Origin of the sequence: Curtobacterium sp. NPDC090217, assembly GCF_044746705.1 — a bacterium.
GTDB lineage: Bacteria > Actinomycetota > Actinomycetes > Actinomycetales > Microbacteriaceae > Curtobacterium.
Window position 1 is genome coordinate 37249 of record NZ_JBIVCR010000007.1, and the last position, 11360, is coordinate 48608.

General features: G+C 68.7%; 8 protein-coding genes and 1 tRNA gene. 3 read left to right on the forward strand and 6 right to left on the reverse strand.

Annotated features, from left to right (window positions below; translation table 11 throughout):
* Window positions 1–101: 101 nt before the first annotated feature.
* The 3 genes from ACIPJ2_RS18585 to ACIPJ2_RS18595 all read right to left on the reverse strand — a co-directional run bounded on the left by ACIPJ2_RS18585 (window position 102) and on the right by ACIPJ2_RS18595 (window position 4622).
* Window positions 102–2432, reverse strand: coding sequence for a bifunctional metallophosphatase/5'-nucleotidase (locus ACIPJ2_RS18585; protein ID WP_402730087.1), 2331 nt, complete (start codon window positions 2430–2432; stop codon window positions 102–104).
* 109 nt (window positions 2433–2541) lie between these two features.
* Entirely contained in the window at window positions 2542–3468 is a 927-nt protein-coding gene (locus ACIPJ2_RS18590; protein ID WP_402730088.1) for a sugar phosphate isomerase/epimerase family protein, read from the reverse strand.
* Window positions 3465–4622, reverse strand: a complete 1158-nt coding sequence (locus ACIPJ2_RS18595; protein WP_402730089.1) for a Gfo/Idh/MocA family protein — start codon at window positions 4620–4622, stop codon at window positions 3465–3467. Before ACIPJ2_RS18595 ends, ACIPJ2_RS18590 begins: the two co-directional genes overlap by 4 nt.
* Before the next feature lie 79 nt (window positions 4623–4701).
* Between ACIPJ2_RS18595 and ACIPJ2_RS18600 the strand changes: the two genes are divergently transcribed.
* From ACIPJ2_RS18600 to ACIPJ2_RS18610, 3 genes are all read left to right on the forward strand, one after another.
* Entirely contained in the window at window positions 4702–6120 is a 1419-nt protein-coding gene (locus tag ACIPJ2_RS18600; RefSeq protein WP_402730090.1) for a glucose-6-phosphate dehydrogenase, read from the forward strand.
* A gap of 11 nt (window positions 6121–6131) precedes the next feature.
* Entirely contained in the window at window positions 6132–6917 is a 786-nt protein-coding gene (locus tag ACIPJ2_RS18605; protein ID WP_402730091.1) for a dienelactone hydrolase family protein, read from the forward strand.
* A 94-nt stretch (window positions 6918–7011) separates the two neighbouring features.
* A tRNA-Arg gene (locus ACIPJ2_RS18610) sits at window positions 7012–7084 on the forward strand.
* Window positions 7085–7357: 273 nt separating this feature from the next.
* Here ACIPJ2_RS18610 and ACIPJ2_RS18615 read toward each other — a convergent pair.
* From ACIPJ2_RS18615 to ACIPJ2_RS18625, 3 genes are all read right to left on the reverse strand, one after another.
* Window positions 7358–7738, reverse strand: a complete 381-nt coding sequence (locus ACIPJ2_RS18615) for a hypothetical protein (protein WP_402730092.1) — start codon at window positions 7736–7738, stop codon at window positions 7358–7360.
* A gap of 365 nt (window positions 7739–8103) precedes the next feature.
* Window positions 8104–9840 (reverse strand): hypothetical protein, encoded by a 1737-nt coding sequence (locus ACIPJ2_RS18620; protein ID WP_402730093.1) that lies wholly within the window; start codon window positions 9838–9840, stop codon window positions 8104–8106.
* A gap of 111 nt (window positions 9841–9951) precedes the next feature.
* Window positions 9952–11349, reverse strand: a complete 1398-nt coding sequence (locus ACIPJ2_RS18625; RefSeq protein WP_402730094.1) for an amidohydrolase family protein — start codon at window positions 11347–11349, stop codon at window positions 9952–9954.
* Between the last annotated feature and the right edge of the window lie 11 nt (window positions 11350–11360).

The window sequence follows — 11360 nt, forward strand, 5'->3', positions numbered from 1 at the left end:
CGCCGTTCTGCGGATGCACAGTGATCTGCTGTTCACGGACAGGCCGAACGGGCCGTCTCACCTGGATGAGACGACCCGTTCGGCGGACTGGAGGCTCGGTGTCAGTCCGCCTGCACGCTCGCCTGCGCCTGTGCGCGCTTCCGGCGGGCGATCACCATGGCCGTGAGGCCCGCCAGGAGCAGCAGGCCGGCGATGACGGCCGGGGCCGCCAGGTCGGCACCCGTGTAGGCGAGGGCGCCGGAGCCGGAGGTCGCACCGGGCGTGCCGCCGGCGACGTCGGTGCCGGTTCCCGTGCCGCTGCCGGCACCGTCACCCGCGCCGCCACCGGTACCCGGGGTGCCCGGGTCGGTCGGGTCCGTCGGGTCGGTGACCGCGGCGACCGGGATGGTCGTTGCCGCGAGGGTGATCTGCTGGCCGTTCGGCAGCGTGATCACGAGGGGCTCCTCGGTCGTGGCGGCCGGGGTGACCGCCGCGGCGAGGGTGACCGTGCCGAGTGCACGAGCGGCAGCCGGGGAGGCCGTGGTCCCACCTGGGACCTGGAAGGTCAGCGTTGCCCGACCCTGCTCGTCCGTGGTGTCGACGATCGTCGTGTCGATGGCGGAGCTCGCGAGCTCCTGGCCGCCGGCGCTGACCGAGACGGTGCCGGACTGGTCGCCCGCGTTGCTGAAGGTCAGCGACGACAGCCCGACGGTGACCTCGTCACCAGGCTGGAAGCCGCCCTCCGGGGTGGGGGTGATCGTGACGCCGACGGCGCCCTGGTCGTCGTTCACGACGACGGCCGGCGTGGCGGTGAAGTAGTCCACCTGGGCCTGCAGGTCGACGGTGCCGCTGTCGGCCTTCGCCGATGCCTCGTTGAACGCACCGAAGTTGTCGCCACCCGAGGCGAGGAACGAGTTGACCGTCACCTTGTACGTCGTGCCGGCGTCGATCGGTGCGCCGTCGAGCTGCATGTCGGTGATCTTCGAACCGACCGCTGCCGTCGGGTCGTACGTGTACGAGAAGCCCTTCGACGTGCCGAGCTTCAGGAACGGACGGCTGGACCCGGTGGGCTGCCACTGCTGTTCGAGCGCGCGACGGATCTGGTCGCCGGTCAGGTCGAGGACGACCAGGGTGTTCGCGAACGGCTGGACGCCGGCGGCCTCCTGGTAGGTGACCTCACCGTCCTGCTCGCCGTTCCCCGAGGCCTTGTACGTCATGTCGGTGCGGAGGCCGCCCGGGTTCATGAACGCGATCTGGGAGCCGTTGCGCTCGGTCTGCTTGCGCTGGACCTCGGCGATGAAGTTGCCGAGTGTGGATTCGCCACCGCGGTTCTCCGAGCCGTCGGTCTGCTTGGCGCGGAGCATGTCCTCGTCGATCGTGCCGAGGACCACCCTGCCCTTGATGTCGGCGACGGCCTTCGCGTCGCTGACGAGCTTCGTGATCTCCGGGTCCGCGGGGTAGGCGCCCGTCGTCAGGGAGATGTTCTCCGCAGTGGCTGCCGTCACCTTCTTGGTCGTGGGGTCGATCGTGAGCTTCGCGTGCCCGAGGTACCCGCCGTACGAGCCCGTCTGGAGCACCGGACGCGCGGTGGTGCCGTCGGTCGGGACGATCGCGTGGTTGTAGAGCTGGTGCGTGTGGCCGGAGAAGATCACGGACACCTTCGCGGTGACGTCCTTCGCGATGTGGCCGAAGTCGTTGTCACCGGTCGCGCTCGCGAGGGTCGCGTCGGCCGCGCCCTCGTGCACGAGCAGGACGAGGGCATCGGCCTCGTCGTTCGACTCGTCGCCGTCGGTGAGCTGGTCGGCGTACTTGTTCACCGAGTCCACGATGTCGGCCATCTCGAGACCCTCGATGCCGGCGGGGGAGACGAGCTCGGGGATCAGCTCCGTGGTCGCCCCGATGAACCCGACGCGGACGCCGCCGATCTCCTCGATCTCGTACGGGTCGAACGCGGGCGTGCCGTCCGACTTCTTCACCAGGTTCGCCGAGACGTGGTCGTACTTCGCGTTCCGGTCGTCGTCGGGGCCGATGATCCGGTCGCGCAGGTCGTCCTGCCCCTTGTCCAGCTCGTGGTTGCCGATCGCGCTGACGCTCAGGCCGATCGCGTTGAGGGCGTCGATGGTGGGCTGGTCGTCCTGCACGAACGAGGTGAAGGTCGAGGCGCCGACGTTGTCGCCGGCGCTGACGAAGGCCGACGCCGGGTTCGCGGTGCGCAGCTGCTCGACGGCGCCGGCGAGGACCGCGGCGCCGGCGATGCCGCTGCCGGATTCGATGCGACCGTGGAAGTCGTTGACGTCGTAGATGTCGATCGACGACGCGATCTCGTCGGCGGCGACCGCTGCGGAGGGGACGGAGAGGGTGACGAGGACACCGGCGGTCGCGAGGGCAGCGCCGGTGAGGACGCCCCGCCTCCGCCGAGTGCTCGGGGTTCCGGGAAGGTGGGAAGTGTTCATCGGCCATGAACCTATGAGGACGTACAGCGGACGCGCCAGCCCTCGGCGCAACTCGTCACATGAAGTTCACACAGGCAACACCTGTGGTGTGGTCAGTGCTCCTCGGCGGTCAGTGCTCCTCGGCGATCAGGGGGCGGAGCGTGCGGTGCGCGATCCGGAGGCCCTCCAGCACCCGGTCGTCGGTGCCGCCCCACAGCGGGTCCTCGTGCTCGACGCTCAGCGTGCCCTCGAACCCCGCCTCGTACAGCCGGTCCACGACGTGCGGCCAGTCCACGACACCACGGCCCGGGACCCGGAAGCGCCACCAGCCCATGTCCCAGGGGTCGTCCCCCTTGTCGACCTTGCCGAAGAAGCCGTACTCGTTCCGCTTCGCGGGGAAGAGCTCGACGTCCTTCGCCTGCGCGTGCACGATGTGCTCGGCGAACGGCAGGATCGTCTCGACCGGGTCGATGCCGATCCAGGTCAGGTGCGACGGGTCCCAGTTCAGGCCGAAGCCGAGCCCCGTGACCCACCCCCAGAGCTCGGGGGAGTACGCGATGTTGCCAGGGGAGCCGTCGGGGTGCCAGCCCTCCATGACGCAGTTCTCGATGATGAGCCGCACCCCTCGTTCTCCGGCGTAGTCGACGAGTTCCGGCAGCACCCGGTTGCCTTCGACCATGTTGTCCCGCACGGACTTGCCGTTGTCGCGGCCGATGAACGTGCCGACGTACGGCACGCCGAGCACCTGTGCCGCGTCGATCGCGTGCTTGAGGTGCTCGTGGACCTCGGCGCGACGGACCGGGTCGTGGTGGAGGTTGTTCTCGTAGTAGGCGAACGCGCTGATCTCCAGCCCGGTGCGGTCGAGCAGCTCCCGGGTCTGCGCTGCGTCGGACTCCGTGAAGGTCGCGACCGGCAGGTGCGCCGCCTCGAAGTCTCGGCCGCCCGTGCCCGGCCAGACGCCGACCTCCAGCCGCTCGTAGCCCTGCTCCACGGCGAACTCCGCGATGCGGTCGAGGGACCAACCGGGCAGGCACGCGGTGAGCATCCCGAGCTTCATGCGATCTCCTTCCACGCGTCGTCGCCGGCGCTGGCGACGACCGCGTCGATGATGCGGGCGGACCGTGCCCCGTCGGCGAACGTGGGCAGACCGTCGGGGGCCTCGCCGGTGCGCACCGCGGCGTACGTGTCCGCGACGAAGGCCGAGAAGGCGTCGAGGTAGCCCTGCGGGTGCCCGGAGGGCACGATCGCCAGGCGTCGCTGGTCCGGCGACCCTTGGGCCGGGTCCCTGACCAGGATCTGCGCCCCTGTCTCGTTGCCGAACCACGCCGACTCCGGCTGCTCCTGGTCGAACGCCGCGCTGCCGCGGGTCCCGTCGACCTCGAACCACAGCCGGTTCTTGCGTCCAGCTGCGACCTGCGAGATCACCACGTTGCCGATGCGACCGGAGCCGGTCCGGAACGTCGCGACGGCGGTGTCCTCGGTGGTGACCTCGGCGCGCGTCGACGCGTCGGCGAGGGGATCCGGGTCCGGGGAACCCGAGAAGGACGGACCCGACGCGGCCGGTCGGGTCGGGTAGACGATGTCGGTCACGGCGTTCACCGACCCGAAGCGCTCGCCGGTGACGAACTCGACCAGGTCGCACCAGTGCGAACCGATGTCCGCGAACGCCCGCGACAGTCCACCGGCGCCCGCGTCGACCCGCCACGACGAGGAGTCCTCGTCGAGCATCCAGTCCTGCAGGTAGTGGCCGTGGACGGCGAGCACGCGGCCGAGGTCCCCGTCGGCGATCTTCGCCCTGATCTCGCGCACCATCGGGTGGAAGCGGTAGACGAACGGGATCGTCGCCACGACGCCGGCCTCGGACGCAGCGCGTTCGAGTTCCGCCGCCTGCTCGCTCGACACCGCGAGCGGCTTCTCGCACACCACGTTGATGCCGGCCCGGATCACCGCGAGCGCCTGGGGGTGGTGCTGGTCGTTCGGGGTGCACACGTGGACGACGTCCGGCCGGTCCGCGATGACCTCGTCGAGGGAGCCGTACCCCTTCGGCAGGTCCAGTTGCGCGGCCACCTGCGCGGAGCGCTCCGCGTTCCTGCCGAGGACTCCGAGCACGTCCGCTCCGGCCGCCCTGGCGGCACGGACGTGCACCGCCGCGATCATCCCGGTGCCGACGACGACCACTCGCAGTCGTCGTCCGGTATCCTCGTTCGTCATGGTGCTCCTTCGCGCCGTTCCCTCCACCGTATTGGAGCGAGCCGACCGTGCGCCGGAACCGGTGGGTACGTTCTGAGGCATGGCGAGCCTCCAGACCACACTGCTCATCCTCGGAGCGAGCGGCGACCTGTCCAAACGACTGCTGCTGCCGGGTCTCGCGACCCTGCTCGAGGTCAAGACGGACTGGGACGTCCAGCTGATCGGTGCCGGCGTGGAGGACATCTCGGACGCCGACTGGAAGCAGCTCGTGCACGAGTCCTTCGAGAACGCGCAGGCCTCGAAGGACGAGGACGAGGGCGCCGAGGGCACGGCGAAGCTCCCCGAGCGGCTGCAGGCCGTCGTCGACGCATCGAGCTACCGCAAGGCCGACGTCACCGACCCCGACGACCTGAAGGCACTGCTCGCGGCGTGCCAGCACGACCCGGCCGTGTACTTCGCGCTGCCGCCCGCCGTCACCGAGAAGAGCTGCGAGGTGCTCAAGGGGCTCGATCTGCCGGAGGGGACCCGGCTCGCGCTCGAGAAGCCGTTCGGCACCGACGCCGCCAGCGCAGAGCACCTCAACGACGTCCTGCACTCGTTCCTGCCCGAGGAACGCATCCACCGCGTCGACCACTTCCTGGGCCGGTCCACGGTCCTCAACCTCCTCGGCCTGCGGTTCGCGAACCGCATCATCGAACCGCTGCTGTCGAGCGTCCACGTCGACCGGGTCGACATCGTCTACGACGAGACCCTCGGGCTCGAAGGACGCGCTCGGTACTACGACAAGGCCGGGGCGCTGGTCGACATGATCCAGAGCCACCTGCTCCAGGTGATGGCCGTGGTGGCGATGGAAGCACCGGCGTCCATCGACGCCGACGACCTGCGCACCCAGAAGGAACTCGTGCTCCGCGCCGTCCGGCCGTGGGGCGGTGACCCGCTCACCGCCGGGAAGCGCGGGCGGTACACCGCGGGGACGATCGGGGACCGCTCCCTGCCCTCGTACGTCGACGAGGACGGGGTCGACCCGCAGATCGGCACCGAGACCCTCGCGCAGATCACCCTCGAGATCGCGAACTGGCGCTGGGCGGGCGTCCCGTTCACGCTCCGCTCGGGCAAGGCGCTCGGCGCGCAACGTCGGGAGATCGTCATCACGTTCAAGGACTCCCCGCACGTGCCCGACGGGCTCACCGGCGTGCAGCGCCCCGACCGGCTCCGCATCTGGATCGCCCCCGACCAGATGCAGCTCGAGCTCAACGTGAACGGTGCAGGCGACCCGTACACGATCGACCACACCGCGCTCGAGGTCAGCTTCAACCCCGGACGGCTGAGCGCCTACGGGGAGGTCCTCGCCGGTGTCCTCGAAGGCGATGCCACCCTGTCCGTCCGCGGCGACAGCGCCGTGCAGGGCTGGAAGGTCGTCGAGCCGTTCCTCACCGCGTGGCAGGCCGGCAAGGTCCCGCTCGACGACTACCCCGCAGGCTCCGAGGGACCCGAGGGCTGGGACAACATCCAGGGGTAGCGTCCGGAGACGTGACCACGATCGACGACGTCCTGCAGACCGTTCCCGAACCAGCCGGATCCGACATCACCGTCGAACCGGTGCACTACGAACACGAGGGCACGGCGCTCGCCGGGGTCCTGGCGAAGGACGCCGCGGTGTCCGGCCCGCGCCCGGCGGTCCTCGTCGTCCACGACTGGCACGGCGTCAACGAACACGTCGAGGCGCGCGTGACGATGCTCGCGCGGCTCGGCTACGTCGCGTTCGGTGCCGACGTCTACGGCGCGGACGTCCGACCGGGTGACGACACCGCCGGGCAGGTGGCGTCGTCGTACTACCAGGACCTGCCGCTCATGCGTGCCCGCGTGCAGGCCGGACTCGACCGGCTCCGCGAGGACCCCGACGTCGACCACTCCCGCATCGTCGTGATGGGCTACTGCTTCGGCGGGTCTGCCGCACTCGAGCTCGCCCGCACCGGCGCCGACCTCGCCGGCGCCGTGTCCTTCCACGGCAACCTGCTGACGCACGAGCCCTCCGACGCCGGAGCGATCCGCGCCCCGCTCCTGGTGCTGACCGGTGCGGCCGACCCGGTCGTCCCCGACGCCAAGGTCGCCGCGTGGCAGGACGAGATGCGTGCGGCACCAGGGGTCGACTGGCAGGTCGTCACGTACGCGGGTGCGATGCACGCGTTCGCGGTGCCCGGTACGGACGCGCCCGACCACGGGGCGCAGTACCAAGCGCTGGCCGATCGACGGTCGTGGCAGGCCCTCGAGGTCTTCCTCGCCGAGGTGTTCGGCGAGGAGCTCGCCGGCCTCTGACCGGCGACACGCCGAACATCGGCCCGTGGTCTGCTCGATTGGCGCTCCGGCCTGCACCTGTTGTAGAGTCTTCCACGGCCGCTTCGGCAGCCACGCGCTCGTAGCTCAATGGATAGAGCATCTGACTACGGATCAGAAGGTTGGGGGTTCGAGTCCCTTCGAGCGCACGGAAGTACCGGCCAGGTGTAGCCAGGCCGCCGAAACACCGAACAGCAGACGCCCCGCAGCCCACCGGCTCGGGGCGTTCTGCATTGCTGGCCGTGCTACTAGGCCGCGGGCATGAATGCCTTCATGAGCTGTCGGAGGTCCGCCCGACCATGACGCCGTGACCGAGCACAAGTGGGCGCCACCGGAGTCCTTCACCCTTCCATGATCGCGACGAAGGGCCGTCACCTCGTCGTTGACAACGAGATCACGGCCCTCATCTGGTGTGCTGCTGGTTACCCCTGCGCCACGCAAACCTGCTTGAGACTCGTGACGTGCCCGGTCGAGGCACCGATCTGGAACGTGTAGGTGTGGTAGCCCGAGTTGTAGCTGTACGAGCCGTTCTTCGTCACGATTCGGAGCAGGTTCGTGCCTGCGGAATCGCGATTGGTCGACCCGAAGAGGTGAACCTCTCCCGTGCTCGTCCAGTTCAGCTGCGCAAACTTGTTCCCGCACCCGATGGTGAGCAGGGAGCCAATCTTCTCGGCGTGTGCCGGGCTGGCGGTGAATGCCGTCGCGGAGAGAACTGCCGCTGCTACGAGCAGAAGCGCACCGAACCGCATCTTGAGTGTGACGGAAGTTGTAGCTTCGCCGCCGGGAGTGATGGTCGTCTTCATTTGCGCCTCGACTAGTTCCGATTTTGGTAGGGACGAACTGCTGTGGATTGCATCCAATCGGACGCTAGCAGCGGCCTGAGCCGCTCCACAGTCCTCCGTTCGGCGGACCGTGGCCGCCTCCAGAAAATGATGGGGAGCTTGCCGAATTCTGCAGGTCAACGAGGTCGCCGCCGCGGTGCGTGCGGCGGGCCCGTCTGCGACCTGCCATCTCCAGAAGCGGTGCTCCCCACGAAGCACGCCGCCGACACTCGTCCGAACCGCGCCCGTCTGGCCGCGAACGGCCGGTAGAAACGAACGACCCCCACCAGGCTCCCGGGGGAACCCAGTGGGGGTCGGTTCAGTCGGTGTTCGTCAGGAGCCCCGCGTCATCCCCACCGAACGCCGGAGCCGCCCAGGGACGTGATGCCACTCCATCCCGTGCCCTGACCAGGCGTCGAGTAGGTGTGGTAGACCTGCCCGTTGCTACCGATGGCGAAGACTTCCTCGTTGTCCTTCTCGTTGTAGCCGATCGCGACCTCCTTGAAGCCAGAGCCGCCGAGCTTGGTGAACGAGCTCCAGTCGTTGGTGGGGTCGTACCAGGCGTGGTACAGCGCGCCATCGCTCCCGACGCCGAAGACGTCCGCGAAGCCGCCAGCGTTCACGCCGACGGCCAGGTCACCGAAGCCAGACCCACCGAGGCTCTTCCACGGTGTCCACCCCTTCGCGGCGTCGTACCAGGCGTGGGAGATCGAACCGCCGCTGCCGATGGCGAAGAGCTCTTCATCACCGATCGAGTTGTAGGCAAGGGTGATCTTCGTGAAGCCGCCACCCGAGTTCACCAGAGCCCAGTCGTTCCATCCGACGCCCTTGGTGAACCACTTGTGGAACACACGTCCCCCTCCGCCGAGTGCGAAGATCTCGGGTTCACCGTTGCGGTTGAAGCCGGTCGTGACGTCGGTCCAGTGGTCGCCCTTGAGGGAGCTCCAGCCGGTCCATCCTGTCTTGGGATCGAACCACGCCTGGTACATCACGCCGTCGCCGCCGATGGCGTAGACGACCTCGTTGCCGTCGACGTTGTAGCTCAGGGCCATGTCCGTGAAGCCGGAACTGCCCAGCGAGTTCCACGCGCTCCATCCGGTCCCCGGGACGAACCACTTGTGGAAGATGGTGCCGCCGCCGCCGATGGCGAACACCTCGGCGTTGCCGTCGCTGTTCTTCCCGGTCGTGACCTTGGTGTTGGAGCTGCCCTGCAGGGAACTCCACCCACTCCATCCGGTGCCGGCACCAGGCGTGGAGTAGTTGTGTGCGACGTCACCGGCGGCGCTGATGCCGAACACTTCTTCGTTGTTGCCCGAGTTGTACCCGATCGGGCCGCTCGGGTAGAGCTTGTTCGCGCGGTTCTGCGTCGACGTCGATGCGGTCGGCAGGCGCAGGCCGGCCTGGACGTTGCTGAAGTCGACGTGCTGGTGACTGCAGGAATCTGTGATGCCGGGGATTCCGGACATGTTGGTGAACGTCCATCCGCGTCGGTACCCTGTCTCGCTGCACACGTCCTGTAGTGCGTGGGTTCCCGATGGAACGAATGTGTCGAGGAAATCGAGCAGTTCGTGGCTTCTCGGGTCTGTGCCGTCGACCCTCGTTCCGCCGACCGCTCCGAAGTCCATCGCTCTCGCGGGATCTGTGCAGTGCAGCGAAAGGCTTGTGCCACACGCCGGATTATGGGCGATCTTGTCACATTGGCGGTTGAGATCGTTCATCGAGAGTGAACCGAATCGCTTGATCACGATCACCATCGTCTGCAGGGTGCGGACGTCGACGTTGCATGTGGGGTAAGGCTTCCCGTTGGCGATGGGAACGATCTCGAAGTTGTACAGGTCGTTGGTGCCGTTGGCTGCCACAGAGGCGGAGAACTTGCCGTCGTTCTTGTAGCCCACCAGCTGTTTCGCCAGCGTCTGGGGATCCCCAGAGATGCCCTCACAGTACGAACCGCACGTTCCAGCTGCTCGCGCCTGTTGGGGGTTCACGAAGGCCACTGTGGACAGGACCATTGCGATCAACGTGATGATGAGCAGGAGGGACCGACGAATCGATCGCCGCCCCGCTGTTGGAGTCGATGTGGACACCAGTTCTCGCTTTCAGGGGGCTTCCCCTCGCGCCGCCCCTCGGCGCACCTGAGCCCCACCTGTGCAGACTCTAGTGATTCCCGATGAACTTCGCAGCGTCGCTCGGCACGGCTACGGCCGCTCCGTGTCGTCCAGCGCCCCGCCGTTCAGCACCGACAGGCGCTCGAGTCCGGCTTCGGCGACGAGCTGCCGAGCGAGCGGCCGGGCCCGTGCGACGGCCTCCCGCACGTCGACGCGGGTCACCTCCCCGTGCTCGAGGCTCAGCGACCCGTCCACCCACACGTCCTCGATCTCCCGACTGCCCGCCACGAAGACCACGGCCTGGTAGGGGTCGTGGACGTTCGCGAGCGTCGGGCTCTCCCCGTCGAACACGACGACGTCCGCACGCTTCCCCGGTTCGAGCGACCCGATCGAGTCATCCATGCGGAGCGCAGCGGCACCGCCGATGGTGGCCATCTCGAACGCCTCGCGCGCACTCATCGCGGTGGCCTGCAGGTCACGGATGCGGGCGAGGAGTGCAGCGGTCTTCATCGCCTGCAGGAAGTCCTGCGAGTCGTTCGAGGCCGGGCCGTCGACCCCGATGCCGACGGGCACGCCGAGCGCGCGGAGTTCCGCGACGGGTGCGATGCCGCTGGCGAGGATGCCGTTCGCGACGGGGTTGTGCGCGACGCCGACCCCGTTCGCGGCGTAGCGCTCGCGGTCGTCGCGGTCCATCCACACGCTGTGTGCGGCGATCACGGGCACCTGGAACATCCCGGTGGCCTCGGCGTGCCCGACGACCGTGCGGCCGGTGCGCTGGCGGGCGGCGGTGACCTCCTCGCGGACCTCGTGGACATGGACGTGGATGCCGTGGCCGCCCGCGACGGCGTACTCGATGTGCGACTCCCACGCTGCGTCGGTGTACCGCCCGATGGAGGACATGCCGACCCGGAAGGTGCTGTAGCGACTGGCGTCGGCGGTCTCGCGGAGCGCGTCGAACTCCTCCAGGATCGGGCCGGGTCCGAAGCCGCGGTCGACGTCGCCCGACCCGAACGAGACGACACCGCGGAGCCCGAGTTCCTCGAGCGCCCGGACGACACCGAGGGTGGCCGGTTCGCCGGGGATCGGGTCCGAGCAGAACATGTCGTTCGCGGTGGTGACGCCGCTGCGGAGCATTTGGATGCCCTGGAGCATCGTGCCGGCGTACGCCTTGTCGCGGGTCATCACGGGGTTGACGTGCGAGATGAGCTCCTGCAGCCACTCCCACAGCGTGTACTGCGAGCCGATCCCGGTGATGAGCCCCTCGCTGAAGTGCCCGTGGGTGTTCACGAAGCCGGGTGTCACGATGTCGTTCGAGCCGCCGCGCACCGTCGCCGAGGGGTGCGCGGCGGACAGGGCCGCGAAGGTCCCGACCGCGGCGATGCGGTCGCCGTCGAGCAGGACCGCACCGTCGCGGATCGCGGCCGGGGTGTCGCTGTGGTCGGGGGCGGCGGTGAGGACCCATCCGCCGCGGATCAGGATCTGGGACATGCTCCGACGGT